This is a genomic window from Kocuria oceani, from assembly GCF_029524215.1.
Lineage (GTDB): Bacteria > Actinomycetota > Actinomycetes > Actinomycetales > Micrococcaceae > Kocuria > Kocuria oceani.
On sequence record NZ_JARAMH010000009.1, the window covers coordinates 119,945 to 138,140 of the forward strand.

An 18,196-nucleotide genomic window follows, 5' to 3' on the forward strand; every position below is an offset into this window, starting at 1 on the left:
TGACCGGCCACGCCGGGCCGACGAGAAGCCTCGCCCGTTCATCCAGGGCATCACCGAGCCGCCGTGAGACTGTCCGCCCTGCGGGTGCTGCCCGGCCGCGGCGTGAGGCGCACCGGTGCGTCCCGCAGCACGCTCCTCGTGCCGTCGACACGGTGACGACATCTCTGAGACATGCGCCCCGGACCCCGCGACGATGACCCTGCGTGAATTGCGTCGCCGGCGAGGAGGGCGACCGCCTGGTCACCTGCCCTACCGGGCGCCGGGTCTACCCCCGGCCTGCGCGGTCGGCGATCATGAGGCATGACCGATCGTGCCGATGAGGAGACACCGCAGTTCGTCACGTTCCAGTCGTGGCGGATCCGGGTCGCGATCGCCGTCGTGTTCTTCGCGCTGATCATGGTCGCGTCCGCGCTCGTACCGGACGGGCCGTATCTTCTGACGACCGGACCGGTGTTCTTCATCGGCTTCACGGCGTACTCGTTCGCTCTGCACAGATCGGTCGTCATTCGACTGGAGGACGACGCCGTGGACATCCGGCTCGGCTTGCACAAGGCGAGGATCCCCTACGAGGACATCACCGAGGCGGCCGTCGGGCCGCGCACCGAGTGGTGGCGCATCGGCCGGCGCCGCTTGGACGACCGGGCCACCGGCTACCTGACGGGCGGGCCCAGCGTGCGCATCAGCACCGGGTCGACGTCGGTGGTCGTCTCGGCCGCGAAGTCCTACCGGGTGGCCGGGGCGATCCAGCGGAAGTGCGATCACCTCGCCGAGGAACGGGGTGTGGCACGGAGCAGGCCGGCCGCTGAGGCAGCCGAGCCGGCACCACAACAAGGGAGGACAACGAGATGAGACCACTTCGATACTCGATCAACGTCACGCTCGACGGCTGCTGTCATCACGAGGCGGGGCTCCCCCCGGACGAGGAGTCGATGCGCTACTGGACCGCTGAGATGGAGCGAGCCGATGCCCTGCTGTTCGGCCGGGTGACCTACGAGATGATGGAGTCGGCGTGGCGGAAGCCGGCCACGGGCCCGTGGCCCGACTGGATGGACGAGTGGGAGACCCCCTTCGCCGAGGCCATCGACCGGGTGAAGAAGTACGTCGTGTCGAGCACGCTGAGCGGGGTCGACTGGAACGCCGAGCTGGTGCAGGGCGACCTGGGGCAAGCGGTTCAGCGGCTCAAGCAGGAGTCGGGCAACGGCCTGTGGGTGGGTGGCGTGACGCTCCCGACGGCGTTGGCGGATCTGGGACTGATCGACGAGTACGAGTTCCTGGTGCAGCCGGTCCTTGCCGGGCACGGGCCGACGTTGCTCGCCGGTCTGCGCGAGCGCGTCCAGCTCGAGCTCGTGGACCGCCATGAGTTCCGGTCGGGGGCGGTCGCCCTTCGATACCGGCCCACGCGAATTGCGGCTTGACGTGCTTCGTCCCGGCATGTCGGCCGCTGCCTCGCGACGGAACGACGACTCGGAGTCTCGCTGCCCCGCGCCGGCCGTGGCGCGGACGAGCGGGCATGTCGGCGGGGTATGGCCCGGAGGCACTGGCAGCGGCCAGGGCGGATGCTGCCTGACGCGGCGCTAGGTTGACTCCATGATGATCGAGGTGGGGCTCAGTGAGTGGGAGCAGCACTGCTGCGGAGACCCGTTCCGGATCGGGGCGACCGTCACCTGGAAGCTGGTGGCCCGAGCCCCGATCAAGGACGCCGGCACGGTGCGGCGCTACCGCGAGGAGCACCACGGCGAGACGCCCGAGCATGTGCCGCACCTGCCGGTGACCGGCACCGTGCGCACCATCCAGGGGCTGCACTACGCCTTCGACGAGGGACCGCACCCGGGTGAACTCACCGTGCGGCCCAGCAGCGAAGTGGCCGTGGGGCTCGACGCGGTCCCCGGCGCCGGCACCCAGCTGCCGGGGTGCTCGGCAGAGCACCGTCTGCTGGTCTACCGTGTTCGGCTGGAGGTCGCCGAGGACGCGGTGCTGCCGGGTTACGTCGGTGACGGCCAGGACGACTGGTTGGGTCAGGGCCAAGACCGGGGCCGACGGACCGGCCACCGAGCGTGTGCTCAGTCCTCGACGTCGATGCCCACGTGAGCGGCCAGCTGAGGGGCCAGCTGCTGGAGCTGGAGATGGTCGATCGTCGCCCCGCGCAGGTGGCTCAGGCCGGTGATCTCCGGTAGGTCGAGCCTGCGCAGGTCGACGTCGCGCAGGGTCGCCCCGGAGACGTCCAGGGTGCTGAGCTCGGAATCGGTGAACGCCAGCCGTTCGACCCGGGCGCCGGTCAGATCCAGCTCGCCGATGACGCAGTCGGTGAAGAGCACGTCGCGCACGGTGGCTCCGCGCAGGCTGAGGTAGCCGAGCTTGGCGCCGCGGACGTGGACGGCGTCCCAGGTGCCTTCGATGCACTGCAGCACCCCGAGCCGGGAGTGCTCGAGCACGGTGTTCCGGAATCGGGCGTAGGCGGCTGCGACGGTGGGGATGTCCAGCCGGGCGAGCAGCGAGTCGGAGATCCGGGCGCTGGTGAGTTCCAGCTCGTGGATGTTCAGCGCGGTGAAGGAGCAGTCGCTGAAGCCGATGTCGGAGAGGTCGGCCCCGGTGAGGTCGTCGCCGGTGAAGGCCAGCGCCTCGTAGCTGCCGTACGGGTGGATCGTGGTGCTCGCGCCGTCGGCGAGCTCGGGCAGGTGGAGGTCGTGCAGCCGTGGGGGAGCGGGGATGGTGCGTCGGGGCATGGGTTCCACGGTAGCCGGGGGGTTCAGCGAGATGTGCGGCCGGGTCGTCAGCCGGTGCGGCCGGCGGTGTGCAGGCCCGTGCGACGGCGGCGGTCTACTGCTCGGCGCGCAGTCGCTGGTCCAGGCGCTCCATGCGCCGGCGCTACTCGAGGTCGCTGGTCCGAAAGCGCCGCCAGGTGAGCACGGTGATGACGAAGGTGAGCAGCGAGTTGGCCGCTGTGAACCACGACATCATGCCGATCAGCGCGAGGACCACTGCGGCGACGAAGAGGACGCCGCAGGCGATCGCGATGGACCCGCTGATCGGAGCTCTTCCCTTAGTCATGGTGTCTCCTGTTCCAGGTCCTCAGCCGGTGCGCTCAGCGGTGTGCAGAGCGCGCAGGTAGGCCCAGGCCTTGGGAGCACGCACGGCTTCGATCCCGGTGACGATCAAGAGGACGGGACCAGCCGTCGGCACAGGCACCTCGTCGGTGCGCGGGGCGGACTGGTCCATGGCGCTGACGCTACCGGCGGGTCGAGGCGGCGTGACAGGTACACATGAGGGGAAGGACGGCGGAGTCGCCGGCGTGCCAGGATGCGAGCATCGGGGGCGCGGGGGGAGAGGGGAGCGTCGTGGGGACGAAAGTCTCATGGATCATCGTGGTGCTGGCCGCGGTGACGGTGGTCGGCGCCGTCGTCTTCACCACCCGAGGCAGCTGGGGCGGGTGGATGCTGTTCGGCATGGCTGTGGTGCTCGTGGTGGCTGCGGTGCTCGACATTCGTGAGAAGCGGCGGGGTGGTCGGTGAGCAGGAGATGCCCGCGGCATCGGGCCTCGCCATCGGCTCGGGTGCGCCGGGCCGAACGGCAGGGGCTCCTGGCACTGATCGCCTTGCCGTTCCTGCTCGCGTTCCTCATCCGGCATGCCGTGCGCACCGGCAACATGCTGCTGGCGATCGGGCTGGTCGTCGGCTCGGTCCTCGGAACGCGGTGGCACGACAGGCGGAAGGCTCGGAAAAAGGCGCGGCGGGGCTCCGAGCCTCTGGTCTAGGAGGAGGCGTGCGACTCGCGGTAGCGATACAGGCCGGCGCCCAGCAGGGCAAGCAGGGCGGCGGGCGCGGCGTACATCACCGCGTGCACGAAAAGCGGCTCCACCATCCGCGCCAGATCGCCCAGCGGAAGGTCCAGCACCATCCCCCACAGACCCATCATGTAGCCGTAGACCAGGTTCACGACCGCCACCATGGCTCCCGCCGCAGCCCACAGGGCGACCACCTGCGGCGTGGGCACGTACCGGTATCCGTCGGCCACCGCCCAGATGCCCGCCGGCACGAAGGCGAGCATCGCGGCCACGAGTCCGGGCATGTACGGGGAGTCGGTGACGAACCAGTTGTTGCGCAGCAGCACTTCGAAGCTCCCCTGCAGCACGACGACGACCGGGACCACGCGCAGCAGCACCTGCAGCACCCAGTAGCGAGGTCGCGTGCGAGGCGGAACTGAGGTCGCGGATGAGGTGGTCCCGTCGTGGCTGCGTTCTGTCGTCATGTCGTCAGCCCCTCCGAGGCTCGGGTGCGCGGCGCCGGCCGACGGCCAGCCACAGGAGCGGGCCGAGGACTGGGGCCGCCATGATGACGAGCAGCCACAGCAATCGCTGGACCGCGGTGTAGTGACGGTCCCGTGAAAGGGAGACCACCGCGACGGCGACCAGCGCGATCAGCACTCCGCCGGCCAGCAGCGCAGTGAACTCCCAGTGCGTGGGGAGGATCGGATTCGCGCCGGTGGCCTCGCCGAGGACCAGAGCGGCAGGGGCACCGGTCATGAGCGGAGTCCTTCAGCTTCTCGTGCCCGTGCCTCGACAGCTCGCCGGCGCACCCACCACCAGCCGAGAAGGGAAGCCGCCACGTACTGCGTCACGGCGACAGCCCACTTCATGGCGAGACCCTCGAACAGGTAGGTCGACAGAGCGAGGCCAACCGCGATCAACAACCCGATCCAAGCCATGATGCTCGGAGCGTGAATCCAGTCGTCGTGGAACCGGGCCGGACTCAACGGCTGGCCTGGTCACTGCAGATGGACGTGGTCATCACTTCTCCTCTGCCCGGTGGCTGGCTTCTACGCGGCGGCGGGACGGGCTGACCGCGATCCAGAAGACAGAGGCGATAGCCGCACCCGGGAACGTCGAAACGAGATCCATGTCCCAACGGTAGGGGAGCGGACGGCGTGGGCGGCTGAAGCCCTGATCGGGGAGCGTGTTCAGCGCGGTGGAGGAGCAGTCGCCGAAGTCGGCGCCGGAGAGGCCGACCCCGATGAGGTCGTTGACAGTGAAGGCCAGCGCCTCGTAGCTCCCGTGCGGGTGGATCGTGGTGCTCGCGACGCCGGCGAACTCGGTCGGGCGGAGGTCGTGCAGCTGCGAGGGAGCGGGGATGACGCATCGGGGCGTGAGCTCCACGGTGGTCGCGGCGGCGACCGTGAGGTGATGACCGGGCGTCAGACGGTGCGGTCGGAGATGTGCAGTGCGCGGCCCGTGGGGCTCAGCCCAGTTCGGCGATCCGTGCCTTCAGCCAGTCGAGGACCCACTGCTCGAGCTGGTGGGCGTCCCAGTCCGGGGCGCGCACCAGCACCACCTCCCGGTCCTCCCGGTGGGCCGAGACGACGCCGGGCTGGGTGGCAAGCTCCTTGACCAACCGGTTCACCGTGTGTGAGTGCTCGTGGGCGATCTCCTCGTGCAGTCCGACGTCGAAGACCCCTTCGTCGCCGTCGGCCCCGACCTCCACGAGCGGCTCGTCCACCACGGGGACCGGCTCGTTCTTCCCGCGCAGCTCGGTGATGACGGTGGTCGCGTACTCGGTGATCTCGTCCTCGCGCAGTGGGCCCATGCCGCGGCGCAGCCGGTTGGCTTCGACGGCGACCAGGTTCGGAGGATAGGTTTCCGAGGCGCCGAGCGGGCTCTTGAGCACCCAGGGGACGTCCTCGTCCTCCGGAGTCATGATGCGGCTGGCGACCCACACCCACAGCGGGGTGAGGGACTGCGGGGTCCCGTCCAGCAGGGCGTCTGGGTCCAGGCCGTCGATGGCGAGTTCCTCGCGCAGCCGGGCCAGTGCCGCGGGGCGTTCGGACAAGTACTCCTCCAGGGCGTGGGCGGCCTGGCGCCTGGTCATCTTCAGGTAGTGCGTCATCGCCATGAGGCGGACTCTACGGGCGGCGCCCGATGGTGGTGCGGACGTGTGTGCGCTGCGCCGGGGAGCTGGATCGCACGGCCACGAGCACGGCCACGGTGACCACCGCCCCGGCGACCAGCCGGCGGTTCAGCGCGGCAGATGGCGTTCCAACCACAGGGTGCACCACAGCTTCAGTTGGAGTTCGTCCCAGTCGGGGAAGTCGACAGTGAGTGCGGTGGGTCCGTAGCGGTGCACCGCCACGACACCGTCGCGGTCGGCGAGCTCGGCGATCAGCTGTTCCACCAGCCCGGGGTGCGCGGCGATGTCCTCGCGCAGGCCGACGTCGAAGCAGCCGACCTCGGCGACCACCGTCACCATCGGCTCCTGGAGGTCGGTGGCCTCCGGGCCCAGTCCGTGCAGGGCGTCGATGGTGCGTCGGGTGTGATCGAGCATCTCCGTCCCGGACAGCGGGGACCTCCCGTGGGCTGACTGGTAGGCGCCGTAGAGCGGGAAGGCGGGCAGGAAGATCTGGTGGTGACCGGCGGCGAGCACCGGCCGGTTGTGCAGCGGGTGGTCACCGATCAGGTGCTCTCCGACGCCCCAGGTCGCCTCGGGCACGGCAGTGCGCAGGATCTGTCCGAGGTAGGACACGAAGCCGTCCACCAGGAGGATGGTCTCCGCCGGCGGGTGCGGATCCACCAGTCGGCCGTGCCGGGCCCAGGACGGCCAGGTGGGGCGGGTGGGGTCCTCGGTCAGGGACATCGGGACGGTCCCGAGCTCGATGGCCCGGGCAATGATCCACGCCCACAACGGGGAGATCGAGTAGACGGAGCCCTCGAGCATCTCCTCGGGATCCAGACCGGCGCCGGACAGGGCCCCGCGCAGCCGGCGCAGCCCACCGGTGCGTTCGGCCAGGTAGGCGTCCAGCGCGTCCGCTGCCTGCCGGGCGTCCATCAGCTCGTAGAGCAGATCCCCCATGGGCATGACCATACCCCCGCTCGGATCGGGGGAACCCTCCTCGGGATGCGGCCGGTGCGCCGCTGATGCACAGGGTGACGCTGTGTCCGGCAGGGCGTGCGCGCCGCCCCCGGACCGGCCTGGGGAGTGCTCCGGCGCGGATTCTGGGCCAACGGGGTCACCGACCTGCGCGGCTTCCTCACCCAGACCCTTCGGTTCACCCTGCGCGACCGCGTCGCCGGGATCCGCTGCCCGGTGCTGCTGACCCGCGCGGAGAACGGTCCCCTGGCGGCCGGGGTGGCCGACCTCGCCGCCGCGCTGTCGGCTCCGACCACGGTGCTGGAGTTCGCCGCGGCCGAAGGAGCCGGCGAGCACTGCGAGATGCGGAACCGGTCCCTGCTCAACCGCCGCGTCCTGGACTGGCTCGACGACACCCTCGCCTCCCAGGACCGGCCGTGACGACCGCCGTCACGCCGGGCTGCTGCAAGTCGACGTGTCGCAGGCACAGGCGGCCGCACCCGGCGGGGCACTCCCGGCTTCGACCCAGGTGCAGCACATGAGACGGTGGCAGGCTCGGGCACCATGAGCACACCGACGACGCGCAGCCCGTACGAGACAGCCGCGGCGACGCGGACGGCCACCCGGGCGGGCCTGGCCGTGCTGACCGCCGTCCTGTTCTGCGCGGCCGTCCACTTCGCCGAGATCGAGTTCATCACCGCCGCCCTGCTGACTGGGGTGGCCGGCGTCGCGGTCGACCTGCGGCAGACGGAGAAGCTGGCCCGGGCCCGGGCGAAGTGCTGGGCCGGGCCCACGACCGCCGGACGCGCGGGTCCGCGCTGACCGACCCCGACCGGTCGGGCCCGGCGTCCCGCGCCCCACCGCGGCGGGGGCGAGGACTCTGGAGCGGTCGTACCGGGGCGGTGGTGCAGGGGCGGATCAGACCAGGCCGAGCTGCTGGGCCAGGCCCATGATGTCCAGGTAGCGGTGCTCCTCCGCGGTCAGACCGTCCTCTCCGATCCGGTCGAAGACCGCCATGGGGACCGAGACGCGGCGTCCGGTCGCCGGCACCTCCCCGGCCGGCATCGACAGAGGCCCGGTGTGGGTGCCCACGAACATCAGCCGGAGCACGTTCGTGGATCCGTCCTCGAGCAGTTCCTCCAGCTCGAGCGTCATGTCCGGCATGGCGCTGATCCATCCGCGGGTGTCCTGCTCGATGGCTTCCCGGCCCTGCAGCGGTCCGGGTGCGGCGGGGGTGTAGACGATCGCGTCTTGGCCGAAGCCCGCGGCGAAGCCCGCGGCGTCGTGGGCGTTGAGGGCCGCGAGGGCGCGCGTGACCGCTTCTCGGCGGTCATCGCCCGCGCCGGGCACGGGCCCCACGACGGATGTGTGCGTGTCGTTCATGACGGCCTCCACTCCTGGTCCTTGCTGTCCGGGACGTGCTGTCTCCGACGCTAGGCACCGCATGCGGGCGTCTCCAAGCCTTTCGACGCGATCGCCACCGGTCCGTGACCGTCGACCACATCGTGACGCCGGCCGTGCCCGGCCACGCCCCGGCGCCCCACGGCAGGACCCAGGCGTACACGTGCCCACCTTTCCCCGCACCGCGCGGAAACGCACGGTGCCGGGGCGGTTCCGGGCCTCCACGGCACCTGCGGCTGAACGGTTGCGCGCCGGGTCAGCGCGGCAGATGGCGCTGCAGCCACAGGGTGCACCACAGCTTGAGGCGCAGCTCGTCCCAGTCGGGGACGTCGACGACCAGGGCGGCGGGCCCGTAGCGGTGGACGGACTCGACGCCGTCCCGGGCGCACAGCTCGTCGATCAGCTGCGGCACGATCTGCGGGTGGTCGGCGGAGATGTCCTCGCGCAGGCCGACGTCGAAGCAGTCGATCTCGGCGACCACCGTCACGAGAGGCTCCTCGATGGCGGCGGCCTCCGGGCCCTCTCCGTTCAGGGCGTCGATCGTGCGGCGGGTGTGGGCGAGCATCTCCGACCCGCTCATAGCGGATCGGCCGTGAGCGGACTGGTAGGCGCTGTAGAGCGGGAGGGCGGGCAGGAAGATCTGGTGGTGGTCGGTGGCGAGCACGGGATAGTTGAGCAGCGGGTGGTCGGCGAGGAGGTGCTCCCCGACCTGCCAGGCCGCGTCGGGGGCCTCGGCGTCGATCACCCGGCCGAGGTAGGAGGCGAAGCCGTCGACCAGCGCGATCGTCTCGGCCGGTGGGTGCGGGTCCACGAGCCGGCCGTGCCGTGCCCAGGACGGCCAGCCGGGACGGGTCGGATCCTCGGCGAGCGCGTGCGGGTCCACCCCGAGTTCGGTGATCCGTGCGGTGATCCAGGCCCACAGCGGGGAGACGGAGTAGACCGACCCGTCGAGCGTCTCGTCAGGGTCCAGGCCGCCGTCCGCCAGGGCGCCGCGCAGACGCCGCAGCGCCGGGTCGCGTTCGGCCAGATAGGCGTCGAGCGCGTCGGCGGCCTGTCGGGCGTCCATCATCTCGTACGGCTGGTCCAGCATGGAGGTGACCTTACTGCGGATCGGCGTGTTCCGCTTCCCGGCCGTGCGCGGACCGGAGCTGCGGTGGGCGGGGCGGGGCTCTTCCGTGACGGGGGCGTCCGGGTGCACAATCTGATCCATCGAGGACCTCGCGAGCGCACCGATGCACCGGTGCAGTGGGGTCCTCGGTCCATCGACGACCTCCCGGGACCGGCCGGGACGGCCCGAAGGAGTGCGCTGGCATGGAGTCCAACGAGTGCACCGAGTGCGACTGGGGCACGGTGGCCCGCTACCGGGTGACCGCCACGCAGGAGATCGTCCAGTTCTGCGACGAGTGCGAGGCGGTGTGGGACGCGGAGGAGGACCGCACGTCGCCGTCGGTGACCACGATCGAGCAGTTCCTCACGGTGCGCGGGCTGCCGCTGCTGCGGTCGGGTCTGGTCCCGCTGGTCTGAGCGCGGACGTGCGGCCCGCGGCGGCGTCGTGGGCCGTGCGGCGAGGCCCGTGGGGCCGGGGTGATCAGAGCGCCGTGAGGAGGACGTGGAGCAGCTGCGCGTGGCCGAGGCCGAGGGGGAGGGCGGCGGTCGCCGCGGCCAGGCCCGCGCCGGCCACGGCCCGGTCCAGGTGCGCGGCCGCGGCCGCCCGCGATCCGGGGGCCCGCCGCCGGCCGGGCCCGGAGCGGTGCAGCCCGGCCTGGACCAGGCTCCACGCCGACGTGGCGACGGAGGCGGCCACGACGAGGCATCCGTAGAGCACGAGGACGCCGGGCAGCTGCACCATCGGGGATCTCCGGCCGCTCAGCCGACGGCCAGCGCCACGGCCAGCCCCAGGGTCAGCACGCCCACGAGCTCCCACGTGCGGCGGTAGGCCCGGCGGTACTGCTGCTCCCCGCGCAGCTCCAGCCATGCCACCGTGGACGGGGCCAGGGCGGCCTGCGCCCCGCTGCGGGATCGGTGCAGCCGGGTCAGCGTGCCGATGTAGCGGCTCCAGTGCAGGGCGGACAGGCCCCCGACCACGAGCAGCACGGGGATGGCGGCCAGCAGCACCCACGAGACGAAGGAGTCGGGCATGGTGGGCCTCCGGCGGTGAGGGATGTTCTCCACCAGAATGTGTGCACCAGCAAACACTTGTCTGTCCGCAGATGTGGGGCCGCCCCGGCGGCCCGGGGGACCGCCGGGGCGTGGTGCTCAGTCCAGGGCGATCGGCCCGAGCTCGTCGAGGAGGTCTCCCGGCCCGGGGTTGCCGGGGGCGCTCGCCCCGCCCAGGTGCCGGACGACGCCCCACACGGCGTTCAGGCCGGTGGTCACCGCCCCCTCGGCCCAGCCGGCGGTGAAGGAGATGTCGTCCCCGGCCAGGAAGATGCCGCGCTGGTGCTCCGGGAGGCCCTCCTGCGCGAAGTGGGTGAACAGGCGCTGCTGGTAGCGGTAGTGGCCGGGCAGGTTGGCCTTGAAGGCGCCCATGAAGTTGGGGTCGGCCTCCCAGGAGACGGTGATCGGCTCCCCGACGATGTGGGAGGCGATGTCCACGTCCGGATAGATCTGCTTCAGGGAGTGCAGCATCAGCTCCACCCGGCCGTCGGCGTCGAGGGCGAGCCACTTCAGGGCGTCGTCGTTCCAGGTGTAGGACAGGAGGATCACGGCCGGCCGGTCCGGGCCGTCGTCGAGGAGGTAGGTGGCGCGCGGCAGACGGTCGGTCAGGGTCATGCTCAGGGTGTCCCGCCCCGTGGCCGGGTCGACGTCCTTCCAGAAGGGGCGGTCCACCATCACGAACGTCTTCGAGGACTGCATGTAGTGCGAGCGCTCCATGGCGGTCCACAGCGGCGCGGGGAAGAGTCCCTCCTCGGTGTGGATCCGCGTGGAAAGCAGCCAGGACTGGCAGGTGGCCACGACCGCGCGGTACTCGGCGGCGCGCCCCCACTTCTCCTCGATGCGCAGGTCCCCGACGCCGCCGTCGGCGGTGGCGGGGCGCGAGATCCGGGCCACGGCGCCCCGGGGGGAGCCGTGGTGCAGCGAGGCGAGGGACGTCCCGGCGGGCCAGTGGGCGATGTCCTCCGGGGCGTGGTGCCACAGCGCCTCGGGGAGCCGCTGGGCGCCGCCGGCGATGCTGCGGTGACCGTCGTCGGCGTCGGTGTAGACCACCCGGAGGATCTCGAGGATGGAGTTGGGGAAGTCGGTGTCCCAGCCCCCCGTGCCGAAGCCCACCTGGCCGAAGGCCTCCCGGTGCTCGAAACCGGCCTCCTTGAACGCCGTGCTGGCGGCGATGAACCCGTAGAAGGTCTGCTCGTCGAGGTCGCGGACCAGCTCGTTCCAGAGCTGTTTGATCCGGCGGGTGTCGCGGGCCTTGATCGCCTCCTGCATCTGCAGGAACTGGGCGCCGTCGTCGACCGCGTGGTGCCAGGCGTCGGCGACCTCCTGGAAGAACGCGGGCAGCTCGTCGGGGGTGCGGGCGTAGTGGGACCGGCCGCCGAGCTCGATGACCGTGCTCGGGGTGACCTCGGAGAGGGGGTTGGGGAACGCCTCGGTGCGCAGCCCCAGCTTGTCGACGTAGTGGTAGAAGGCCCGGCCGGAGACCGGGAACCGCATCCCGCCCAGGTCGGCGGTCACCGACGGCGCGCCGGAGAACGAGGCCGTGCGGAGCCGCCCGCCGATCTCGCCCGCCTCGTACACCACGGGGTGCAGGCCCAGCTTCATCAGCTCGTAGGCCGTCACGAGCCCGGACAGGCCCGCCCCGATCACCGCGACCTTCGTGCCGAGTGCGGCCTCGGGCACGCTGCCCAGTCCCGCCGGGTGCTGGAGGTAGGTGTCGTAGCCGAACGGGAAGTCGGGGCTGAGCATGGTGATCGGCGCGGCGCCGGCGCCGGAGTGGTTGATGTCGGTCGCGATGGTCATGCGGTGTCCTTCACGGTCTCGTGGGTCGGGGTCACAGGGGCGGAGGCCTCCGCGTACTCACTGTCGGTCAGGGCGGCCACGGCCGAGTGCCTGCGGCCGTAGCCGAGGTACACGCCGGCGCCGACGGCCATCCAGAGGGCGAACACCACCCAGGTGGAGCCTCCCAGATTCAGCATGAGGAAGGCGCACATGAGCACGGCGAGGATCGGCGTGACCGGATAGAACGGCACCCGGAAGGTCCGGGGCAGGTCGGGGCGGGTGCGGCGCAGGTGGATCACGGCGAGGCTGACCAGGCTGAAGGCGAAGAGGGTGCCGATGCTCGTGGCGTCGGCCAGCTCGCCCAGGGGCACGAGCCCCGCCGTGGTGGCGATGACGCCGCCCGTGATCAGCGTGTTCGCGATCGGGGTGCCCGTGCGAGCCGACACCCGGCCGAAGACGGGCGGCACCAGACCGTCGCGGGACATGGCCATCAGGATGCGCGTCTGCCCGTAGAGGACGACGAGCACGATGCTCACGATGGCCACGACGGCGCCCGTGGCGAAGACGAGCGAGACCCAGGGGCGTCCGGTGATCTCCTGCAGGACGCCCACGAGGGCGGCCTCCTGGCCGTCGAACCAGTGCCACGGGCGGGCACCGATGGCGGCCACCGCGACGAGGATGTACAGGGAGGTGATCAGGGCCATGGAGAGGATGATGGCCCGCGGCAGGTCCCGCTGCGGATCGCGGGCCTCGTCCCCGGCGGTGGAGGCGGCGTCGAAGCCGATGTAGGAGAAGAACAGGCGGGACGCCGCGGCGGTGACGCCGGCGGTGCCCATCGGGAGCAGCGGGGCGAAGTTGCGGGAGTCGAAGGCCGTGAACGCCACGGCCACGAAGAACAGCAGGACGGCGATCTTGAGCACCACCAGCACGGTGTTCACCCAGGCGCTCTCGCGCGATCCCCGGATCAGGACCACCGTGGCGAGCAGCACGACCGCGACGGCGGGGACGTTGAAGACACCGCCGTCCCCGGGCGGCTGCACGAAGGCCTCCGGGAGGGTGACGCCGAACGCCGTGGCCATCTCGGTGAGGTACTCCCCGGCGCCGACGGCGATGGCGGCGACGGACACGGCGTACTCCAGCAGCAGGCACCAGCCGCAGATCCAGGCGAGGCCCTCGCCCATGGTGGCGTAGGTGTAGGAGTAGCTGGACCCGGAGACGGGCACGGCGCCGGCCATCTCCGCGTACGAGAGCGCCGAGAGCATGGCCGCCACACCGGCGATGACGAACGAGATCCACACCGCCGGCCCCGCGAGGGGCACCGAGTCCCCGAGCACCACGAAGATGCCCGTTCCGAGCGTGGCGCCCACGCTGATCATGGTCAGCTGCAGCAGCCCGAAGCTGCGGATGAGCCCGGTGCTGGCGGTCTCGGACTCGCGCGCCATCTGGTGCAGCGGTTTGCGCCGGACCAGCTGGCTGCCGAGCGGGAGGCCCGGGCGCGACCGCCGGTCCGGCAGGGTGGGTGTTGTGGTCATGGTGGCGTCCCTTTCGACGAACGACCTGCGGGGCACCACACACCCTAGGGATGTGACGTGCATCTCAGGCGGGACGAAGTGTCCTATAGTTCCCTCGCATGAGCGGAAATGCACCACTGCGGGAACCAGCCGCCACGGAGGGCTGGGGGGAGCTGACCCTGGACCGCCTGCTGGCGCAGATGCCGGCGGAGCTGGAGCTGGTGACCTCCTGGGCGGGGGCGTCGGCCCCGCCGCTGCGCTGGGTGGCCACCAGCGAGCTGGAGGATCCCACGCCCTTCCTGCTGGGCGGGGAGCTTCTTCTCACCGCCGGGGTCCCGCTGGCCGGACGGTCGCCGGCGGAGGTCGCCGACTACGTCGCGCGGCTGGCCGCCGCCGGGGTCACCGCCCTGGGGCTGGGCGTCTCCCCGGTGCACGAAGCTCTTCCCGCCGGGCTTGCCCCGGCCTGCGCGCAGCACGGCCTGCCCCTGGTGCGGGTCGCGGAGCACACGCCGTTCGTCGCCGTCACCCGCAGGTTCGCCGCCGTGCTGGAGGCGGAGAACGACCGGATGGCGCGGCAACTGGTCCAGGCCAACCGCCGGATGCTCCGGGCCGTGCTCTCCGGCGCCCCGGAGAGCTCCCTCCTGGAGGTGCTGGCCGCGGAGGTTCGGGCGTGGGCGGTGCTCACCGGTGCCGACGGGCGGATCAGTGCCTCCGCGGGCCGTCCCGTCCTCGACGAGGAGCAGCTGCGCCCCCTCCAGGAGAAGATCCTCGCCGGCAGCGGCCCGCGGGTCGAGGTGGCCAGCTTCGCCGAGCCCGGGGCGGCCGTCGTCGTCGGCCACCCCCTGCGCAGCGAGCGCGACGTCAACCTCGGCACGCTCGTCCTCGGAGCGTCCGCCGCGCTCTCCCCGGCCCAGCACACCGCGGTCTCCGTCGCCGTCGGCCTGCTCGAGGTGCTCCTGCGTCAGCGCACGGTCGGCAACCTGGCGCCGAGCCGCCTCGCCACCGCCCTGCTGCTGGGGGCGGGGGAGCCCGGGGATCGCGCCGTGCTGCGGGCGCTGGCGCAGAGCGTCGCCGGCCCCGAGGGGGAGCCGGTGCGGGTGGTGCAGGGGGTCCGCGGGCAGGGCCACGACGGGCCGTGGCCGCCGCTGGTCCCCGACGAGCTCCCCGAGCTGCTCCAGCTGCGCCGGCTGTTCGACACCCGGCTCGTGGAGCTCACCGAGTACGGCTTCGTCACCGTCACCCGCTCGCCGGTGCCCGGCCGGCTGGTCACGGACCTCGAGTCGCAGGGGTGGGTCGTGGCCGTCGGCCGGCCCGCGGGACTCTCCGGTCTGCGGGCCGCGCACGAGGAGGTCTCCGCCCTGCGCCGGAGGCTGCGGGCCGGCGGCGGGAGCCTGCGCGCGGAGGACGTGCCGTGGTCGGTGGCGGGCCTGCTCGGCCCGGAGTCGGGGCGGCTGGTGGCGGACCGGCTCCTCGCGCCGCTGGAGCAGCTGCCCGAGCAGCGGCGGGAGCTGCTGCTCGCCACGCTGCGGTGCTGGCTGGACGCCCACGGCAGCTGGGACGCCTGCAGCCGCCGGCTCGGCCTGCACCGCAACAGCGTGCGCCGGCACGTGCAGCAGGTCGCCGAGCTGCTGGGCGTGGACCTCGACGACGCCCGCGTGCGCGCGGAGCTGCTGATCGCCCTGCAGTTCGTGCCCGGGGCGCCGTAGTCCCTCAGCAGTCCCTCAGCGGGCCGAGCGCCCGCCCCAGCGCCCGTACAGGTCCGGGCGGCGGTCCCGCAGATAGGGCACGCGCTCGCGGGCGGCGGCCACGAGGGCCGAGTCCACGACGGCGTGCACCAGGTCGGGGCCCGCGCCGGCGTGGGCGAGGAGGCTCCCGTCGGCGCCGGCGACCACGCTCTCCCCGCCGAACTCCAGCCCGCTCTCGGTGCCGCAGTGGTTGGCGTAGGCGATCACCACCTGGCTCTCGAGGGCGCGGGCCGGGAGGAGGATGTTCGGCACGGCGGCGAACCCGGCGCCGAGGGCGGTCGGGACCAGCAGCAGCTCCGCGCCCTGGTCCGAGGCGGCGCGCACGCTCTCCGGGAACTCCACGTCGTAGCAGATCAGCAGCGAGACCCGCAGGCCGCCGTGCTCCACCACCTGCGGGGCGTCCTCGGCGGGGGCGAAGGCCCGCCGCTCCTCCTCCCCGAACAGGTGCACCTTGTCGTAGCTCAGCACGGCCCGCCCGGCGTCGTCGAGGAGCGTGGCGGCGATGTGCCAGCGCCCGCCCGCGCCCTCCCGGGGGGCGCTGTAGACCAGGGCGATCCCGTGGCGGCGGGCGATCGCGGCGGCGCGGTCGGCGATCAGGCGCAGGTCCTCGGCCGTCAGCCGCTGCCGGACCAGCTCGGGGCTGTAGCCGCACGGGAACAGCTCCGGGGTGAGCAGCAGGTCCGCGCCGTCCTGGCGGGCCCGCCGCGCGGCGTCGTCGACGACCCGGAGGTTGGCCTCCAGGTCGAGGACCGTGGCCTCGGCCTGGAGCACGGCGATCTTCATGGGCGGCCTTTCTCGCAGGAACCGGCGCCGGGCGGGAGTCCGCCGGCGCTGCGGGCTGTGATGCCCGGCACAGTCTGTCAGCACGTTGTCCGCGGAGCAACAATTGTTGCCACGGCGATCCCGGGCGGGGCCGTTCCGGACGGCCCCGCCCGCCGAGCCGCCGGCCGCGCCGATCCGGGAGCCGCGCCCTCGCCCGGACCGGCACGATAGTCTCGGCGGCAGCGGTGCGGGCCGGCGCGCCGCGGCCGGGGGCGGGACGCCGCCACGGCCGTCGTCCTCCCGGTCGGCACGGAAGGACACATCAGTGATCACGGTCGCCCAGGTGCTCGGGCTCGACGGCCTGGGCCTGCGCATGGTCGTCGAGGGGGACACGGGCGCCCCCGTGAGCTGGGTGGCCACCAGCGAGCTGGCCGACCCCACCCCCTATCTCAACGGCGGGGAGATCGTCCTGTTCACCGGGCTCAACAGCCCGGTCGACCGGCCCTCCTGGGGGCGCTACGCCCGCCGCCTCGCCGAGAAGGGGGTCGTGGCCCTCGGCATGGGCGTCGGGCGCAGCCTGTCCCACCCCGAGGTGCCGGAGCAGCTGGTCGAGGCGGCCCGGGAGGCCGGCCTCACCCTGTTCAGCGTGCCCGAGGAGACGCCGTTCCTGGAGCTGATCCAGGCCGTGGCAGAGATGCGGGCCGCCCAGGAGCGCACCGCCCTGGAGGCCATGCTCACCATGCAGCGCACGCTCACGCGCGCCGCCACGGGCGCCGACGGATCCACCCGGGTCCTGGAGTCCCTGGCCGGGCTCATCGAGGGGAGCTGGGCGGCGATCTGCACCGCGGACGCCGAGATCACGCACCGGTCCGCGCCCGTGGTCCCGGAGCTGCCCACGGGGCGGAGCCTGGAGGAGCTCGTCGACCGGCTCCGTCCCGCGCGGCTGCGGGGGTCGCTGAGCGAGTCCGGGCCCGCGGGCAGCATCGTGGTCCACCCGCTGGGCGTGCAGGGCGTGCCGCTCACCTACCTCGTCGTGGTCACGCCCCGGCCCGCGGAGCGGGCCCAGGCCGGGGCGATCACCACCGCCGTGGCCCTGCTCTCCCTGCACGCCGAGCGGGCGGGGGAGCGCGCCCTGTTCCGGCGCCGGGTCCGCGCCGGAGCCCTGGCCCTCGTCCTGGGGGGCGACGTGCGCTCCGGGGACGCCCTGCTGGCGGTCGCCGAGGACGGCGGCTGGGCCGGCTCGTCCGGAAGGGTGCGGGTGGTGCGCCTGCGCGGGGACGCGGAGCCGGTCCGGGAGGCGGCCCGGCGGATCGAGGGATTCGCCGACCGCACCGGCCACCGGGCGCTGGTGGGCGCCGCGGCGCAGGACGGGGCCGGGGAGGCGGACGTCGCCGTGCTGGTGGAGGACGACCCGGAGCTGCTCCGGGCCCTGCGCGAGGTCGTCGAGCGCTCCGGCGCCCGTGCCGGAGTCGGCGGCGCCGCGCCCGTGGAGGCCGCGGGCACGAGCGAGCACCAGGCCCTCGACGTGCTGGGGCGCACCACGGCCCGGCACCGGGTGGGGGTCTGGGACGACCTGGTGGCCGGTGGCTTCGCCGGGCTCCTGCCGCCCGAGGCGGCGCGGGCCTTCGCCCGGGACCTGCTGGCGCCGGTCAGGGCCCGGGAGGGCGGCGAGCAGCTGCTGGGGCTGCTGCGGACCTTCCTCGCCCACAACGGCAACCGGCGGCAGGCGGCGGCCGAGCTGGGGATCCACCGCAACACGATGCTGCAGCGGCTGCAGGCCGTCGAGCAGGCCCTGGGCCGCTCCCTGGACGACCCGCAGTTGCGGGCCGACCTCTGGATCGCCCTCCGCGTCCACGACGGCTAGAGCCGGCCGGGCGCCGGCGTGGGCGCCGCCGGTCCCGGACGCCCGGCCGGCACCCGCCGCACCCCGCGACTGGTGGGCACTCTGCACACCGGGCGGGGTGGACAGCAGCACTGTGCCGCGCGGGTGTGAGCCTAGTCTCGCAGT

The 18,196-nt window shown here is 72.8% G+C and carries 26 protein-coding genes; 10 read left to right on the forward strand and 16 right to left on the reverse strand.

The genetic code is table 11. The features are described 5' to 3' along the window. The first annotated feature begins 300 nt into the window (after positions 1 to 300). The 3 genes from PU704_RS11825 to PU704_RS11835 all read left to right on the forward strand — a co-directional run bounded on the left by PU704_RS11825 (position 301) and on the right by PU704_RS11835 (position 2,088). Entirely contained in the window at positions 301 to 849 is a 549-nt protein-coding gene (locus PU704_RS11825; RefSeq protein WP_277551495.1) for a hypothetical protein, read from the forward strand. Then, positions 846 to 1,415: a dihydrofolate reductase family protein gene (locus PU704_RS11830; protein ID WP_277551496.1), complete on the forward strand. Its 570-nt coding sequence runs from the start codon at positions 846 to 848 to the stop codon at positions 1,413 to 1,415. The genes PU704_RS11825 and PU704_RS11830 overlap by 4 nt, the downstream gene beginning before the upstream one ends. A 172-nt stretch (positions 1,416 to 1,587) precedes the next feature. After that, the gene (locus PU704_RS11835) at positions 1,588 to 2,088 is read left to right on the forward strand and encodes a DUF6578 domain-containing protein (protein WP_277551497.1); all 501 of its coding nucleotides are present in this window, start codon (positions 1,588 to 1,590) and stop codon (positions 2,086 to 2,088) included. Here the strand turns inward: PU704_RS11835 and PU704_RS11840 are convergent. From PU704_RS11840 to PU704_RS11850, 3 genes are all read right to left on the reverse strand, one after another. Then, positions 2,061 to 2,723 carry a pentapeptide repeat-containing protein gene (locus PU704_RS11840; protein WP_277551498.1) on the reverse strand — a complete coding sequence of 221 codons (663 nt, stop codon included), beginning with the start codon at positions 2,721 to 2,723 and terminating at the stop codon, positions 2,061 to 2,063. The two genes, PU704_RS11835 and PU704_RS11840, sit on opposite strands and share 28 nt — an antisense overlap. 142 nt (positions 2,724 to 2,865) lie before the next feature. Beyond that, positions 2,866 to 3,048, reverse strand: a complete 183-nt coding sequence (locus tag PU704_RS11845; RefSeq protein WP_277551499.1) for a hypothetical protein — start codon at positions 3,046 to 3,048, stop codon at positions 2,866 to 2,868. Between the two features lie 21 nt (positions 3,049 to 3,069). Then, entirely contained in the window at positions 3,070 to 3,216 is a 147-nt protein-coding gene (locus PU704_RS11850; protein WP_277551500.1) for a hypothetical protein, read from the reverse strand. Between the two features lie 119 nt (positions 3,217 to 3,335). On the opposite strand from PU704_RS11850, the gene PU704_RS11855 reads away from it, so the two are divergent. Together PU704_RS11855 and PU704_RS11860 are read left to right on the forward strand one after the other, a co-directional pair. Further along, positions 3,336 to 3,509 (forward strand): hypothetical protein, encoded by a 174-nt coding sequence (locus PU704_RS11855; protein WP_277551501.1) that lies wholly within the window; start codon positions 3,336 to 3,338, stop codon positions 3,507 to 3,509. A 41-nt stretch (positions 3,510 to 3,550) separates the two neighbouring features. Next, positions 3,551 to 3,751 carry a hypothetical protein gene (locus PU704_RS11860; RefSeq protein ID WP_277551502.1) on the forward strand — a complete coding sequence of 67 codons (201 nt, stop codon included), beginning with the start codon at positions 3,551 to 3,553 and terminating at the stop codon, positions 3,749 to 3,751. On the opposite strand, the gene PU704_RS11865 is transcribed toward PU704_RS11860, so the two are convergent. From PU704_RS11865 to PU704_RS11890, 6 genes are all read right to left on the reverse strand, one after another. After that, positions 3,748 to 4,245: a hypothetical protein gene (locus tag PU704_RS11865; RefSeq protein WP_139318617.1), complete on the reverse strand. Its 498-nt coding sequence runs from the start codon at positions 4,243 to 4,245 to the stop codon at positions 3,748 to 3,750. The two genes, PU704_RS11860 and PU704_RS11865, sit on opposite strands and share 4 nt — an antisense overlap. A 4-nt stretch (positions 4,246 to 4,249) precedes the next feature. Next, entirely contained in the window at positions 4,250 to 4,519 is a 270-nt protein-coding gene (locus PU704_RS11870) for a PLD nuclease N-terminal domain-containing protein (protein WP_075872810.1), read from the reverse strand. A 264-nt stretch (positions 4,520 to 4,783) separates the two neighbouring features. After that, positions 4,784 to 5,149: a hypothetical protein gene (locus tag PU704_RS11875; protein ID WP_277551503.1), complete on the reverse strand. Its 366-nt coding sequence runs from the start codon at positions 5,147 to 5,149 to the stop codon at positions 4,784 to 4,786. Positions 5,150 to 5,231: 82 nt separating this feature from the next. Further along, entirely contained in the window at positions 5,232 to 5,882 is a 651-nt protein-coding gene (locus tag PU704_RS11880; RefSeq protein ID WP_277551504.1) for a hypothetical protein, read from the reverse strand. Between the two features lie 10 nt (positions 5,883 to 5,892). Beyond that, positions 5,893 to 6,033: a hypothetical protein gene (locus PU704_RS11885; RefSeq protein WP_277551505.1), complete on the reverse strand. Its 141-nt coding sequence runs from the start codon at positions 6,031 to 6,033 to the stop codon at positions 5,893 to 5,895. Next, a complete protein-coding gene (locus tag PU704_RS11890) occupies positions 6,006 to 6,836 on the reverse strand; it encodes a hypothetical protein (RefSeq protein ID WP_075872842.1) in 831 nt (276 codons plus the stop codon). The genes PU704_RS11885 and PU704_RS11890 overlap by 28 nt, the downstream gene beginning before the upstream one ends. Positions 6,837 to 6,932: 96 nt before the next feature. Here PU704_RS11890 and PU704_RS11895 point away from each other — a divergent pair, with 96 nt between their 5' ends. Together PU704_RS11895 and PU704_RS11900 are read left to right on the forward strand one after the other, a co-directional pair. Continuing rightward, complete coding sequence (locus PU704_RS11895) at positions 6,933 to 7,274, forward strand: hypothetical protein (protein WP_277551506.1); 342 nt, start codon at positions 6,933 to 6,935, stop codon at positions 7,272 to 7,274. A 123-nt stretch (positions 7,275 to 7,397) separates the two neighbouring features. Continuing rightward, positions 7,398 to 7,655 (forward strand): hypothetical protein, encoded by a 258-nt coding sequence (locus PU704_RS11900; RefSeq protein WP_075872805.1) that lies wholly within the window; start codon positions 7,398 to 7,400, stop codon positions 7,653 to 7,655. Between the two features lie 96 nt (positions 7,656 to 7,751). Here PU704_RS11900 and PU704_RS11905 read toward each other — a convergent pair whose 3' ends face one another. Both PU704_RS11905 and PU704_RS11910 read right to left on the reverse strand, forming a co-directional pair. Continuing rightward, positions 7,752 to 8,216 carry an ester cyclase gene (locus tag PU704_RS11905; RefSeq protein ID WP_158041294.1) on the reverse strand — a complete coding sequence of 155 codons (465 nt, stop codon included), beginning with the start codon at positions 8,214 to 8,216 and terminating at the stop codon, positions 7,752 to 7,754. 274 nt (positions 8,217 to 8,490) lie between these two features. Continuing rightward, positions 8,491 to 9,324, reverse strand: coding sequence for a hypothetical protein (locus PU704_RS11910; RefSeq protein WP_277551507.1), 834 nt, complete (start codon positions 9,322 to 9,324; stop codon positions 8,491 to 8,493). Positions 9,325 to 9,545: 221 nt separating this feature from the next. Here PU704_RS11910 and PU704_RS11915 point away from each other — a divergent pair, with 221 nt between their 5' ends. Then, positions 9,546 to 9,758 (forward strand): hypothetical protein, encoded by a 213-nt coding sequence (locus tag PU704_RS11915; RefSeq protein WP_047804056.1) that lies wholly within the window; start codon positions 9,546 to 9,548, stop codon positions 9,756 to 9,758. A gap of 64 nt (positions 9,759 to 9,822) precedes the next feature. On the opposite strand, the gene PU704_RS11920 is transcribed toward PU704_RS11915, so the two are convergent. The 4 genes from PU704_RS11920 to PU704_RS11935 form a co-directional block, all read right to left on the reverse strand. Then, positions 9,823 to 10,083, reverse strand: coding sequence for a hypothetical protein (locus PU704_RS11920; protein ID WP_277551508.1), 261 nt, complete (start codon positions 10,081 to 10,083; stop codon positions 9,823 to 9,825). A 17-nt stretch (positions 10,084 to 10,100) separates the two neighbouring features. Continuing rightward, the gene (locus PU704_RS11925) at positions 10,101 to 10,373 is read right to left on the reverse strand and encodes a hypothetical protein (protein WP_277551510.1); all 273 of its coding nucleotides are present in this window, start codon (positions 10,371 to 10,373) and stop codon (positions 10,101 to 10,103) included. 117 nt (positions 10,374 to 10,490) lie between these two features. Further along, the gene (locus tag PU704_RS11930) at positions 10,491 to 12,191 is read right to left on the reverse strand and encodes a flavin monoamine oxidase family protein (protein WP_047804059.1); all 1,701 of its coding nucleotides are present in this window, start codon (positions 12,189 to 12,191) and stop codon (positions 10,491 to 10,493) included. Beyond that, positions 12,188 to 13,702 carry an amino acid permease gene (locus PU704_RS11935; protein WP_047804060.1) on the reverse strand — a complete coding sequence of 505 codons (1,515 nt, stop codon included), beginning with the start codon at positions 13,700 to 13,702 and terminating at the stop codon, positions 12,188 to 12,190. The genes PU704_RS11930 and PU704_RS11935 overlap by 4 nt, the downstream gene beginning before the upstream one ends. A gap of 98 nt (positions 13,703 to 13,800) precedes the next feature. Between PU704_RS11935 and PU704_RS11940 the strand changes: the two genes are divergently transcribed. Further along, the gene (locus PU704_RS11940) at positions 13,801 to 15,387 is read left to right on the forward strand and encodes a PucR family transcriptional regulator (protein ID WP_277551511.1); all 1,587 of its coding nucleotides are present in this window, start codon (positions 13,801 to 13,803) and stop codon (positions 15,385 to 15,387) included. A 15-nt stretch (positions 15,388 to 15,402) separates the two neighbouring features. Here the strand turns inward: PU704_RS11940 and PU704_RS11945 are convergent, their stop codons facing one another. Then, positions 15,403 to 16,209, reverse strand: coding sequence for a carbon-nitrogen hydrolase family protein (locus tag PU704_RS11945; protein ID WP_075872801.1), 807 nt, complete (start codon positions 16,207 to 16,209; stop codon positions 15,403 to 15,405). 304 nt (positions 16,210 to 16,513) lie between these two features. Between PU704_RS11945 and PU704_RS11950 the strand changes: the two genes are divergently transcribed. Then, complete coding sequence (locus PU704_RS11950; protein WP_075872800.1) at positions 16,514 to 18,052, forward strand: PucR family transcriptional regulator; 1,539 nt, start codon at positions 16,514 to 16,516, stop codon at positions 18,050 to 18,052. The last annotated feature ends 144 nt before the right edge of the window (positions 18,053 to 18,196 follow it).

Coding starts and splice junctions, on each gene's coding strand:
- PU704_RS11890 (WP_075872842.1), bottom strand. CDS start 6,836: ATGGGGGATCTGCTCTACGAGCTGATGGACGCCCGGCAGGCAGCGGAC.
- PU704_RS11925 (WP_277551510.1), bottom strand. CDS start 10,373: ATGCCCGACTCCTTCGTCTCGTGGGTGCTGCTGGCCGCCATCCCCGTG.
- PU704_RS11870 (WP_075872810.1), bottom strand. CDS start 4,519: ATGACCGGTGCCCCTGCCGCTCTGGTCCTCGGCGAGGCCACCGGCGCG.
- PU704_RS11850 (WP_277551500.1), bottom strand. CDS start 3,216: ATGGACCAGTCCGCCCCGCGCACCGACGAGGTGCCTGTGCCGACGGCT.
- PU704_RS11935 (WP_047804060.1), bottom strand. CDS start 13,702: ATGACCACAACACCCACCCTGCCGGACCGGCGGTCGCGCCCGGGCCTC.
- PU704_RS11930 (WP_047804059.1), bottom strand. CDS start 12,191: ATGACCATCGCGACCGACATCAACCACTCCGGCGCCGGCGCCGCGCCG.
- PU704_RS11920 (WP_277551508.1), bottom strand. CDS start 10,083: ATGGTGCAGCTGCCCGGCGTCCTCGTGCTCTACGGATGCCTCGTCGTG.
- PU704_RS11945 (WP_075872801.1), bottom strand. CDS start 16,209: ATGAAGATCGCCGTGCTCCAGGCCGAGGCCACGGTCCTCGACCTGGAG.
- PU704_RS11845 (WP_277551499.1), bottom strand. CDS start 3,048: ATGACTAAGGGAAGAGCTCCGATCAGCGGGTCCATCGCGATCGCCTGC.
- PU704_RS11825 (WP_277551495.1), top strand. CDS start 301: ATGACCGATCGTGCCGATGAGGAGACACCGCAGTTCGTCACGTTCCAG.
- PU704_RS11880 (WP_277551504.1), bottom strand. CDS start 5,882: ATGGCGATGACGCACTACCTGAAGATGACCAGGCGCCAGGCCGCCCAC.
- PU704_RS11830 (WP_277551496.1), top strand. CDS start 846: ATGAGACCACTTCGATACTCGATCAACGTCACGCTCGACGGCTGCTGT.
- PU704_RS11905 (WP_158041294.1), bottom strand. CDS start 8,216: ATGAACGACACGCACACATCCGTCGTGGGGCCCGTGCCCGGCGCGGGC.
- PU704_RS11835 (WP_277551497.1), top strand. CDS start 1,588: ATGATGATCGAGGTGGGGCTCAGTGAGTGGGAGCAGCACTGCTGCGGA.
- PU704_RS11840 (WP_277551498.1), bottom strand. CDS start 2,723: ATGCCCCGACGCACCATCCCCGCTCCCCCACGGCTGCACGACCTCCAC.
- PU704_RS11910 (WP_277551507.1), bottom strand. CDS start 9,324: ATGCTGGACCAGCCGTACGAGATGATGGACGCCCGACAGGCCGCCGAC.
- PU704_RS11900 (WP_075872805.1), top strand. CDS start 7,398: ATGAGCACACCGACGACGCGCAGCCCGTACGAGACAGCCGCGGCGACG.
- PU704_RS11940 (WP_277551511.1), top strand. CDS start 13,801: ATGAGCGGAAATGCACCACTGCGGGAACCAGCCGCCACGGAGGGCTGG.
- PU704_RS11865 (WP_139318617.1), bottom strand. CDS start 4,245: ATGACGACAGAACGCAGCCACGACGGGACCACCTCATCCGCGACCTCA.
- PU704_RS11915 (WP_047804056.1), top strand. CDS start 9,546: ATGGAGTCCAACGAGTGCACCGAGTGCGACTGGGGCACGGTGGCCCGC.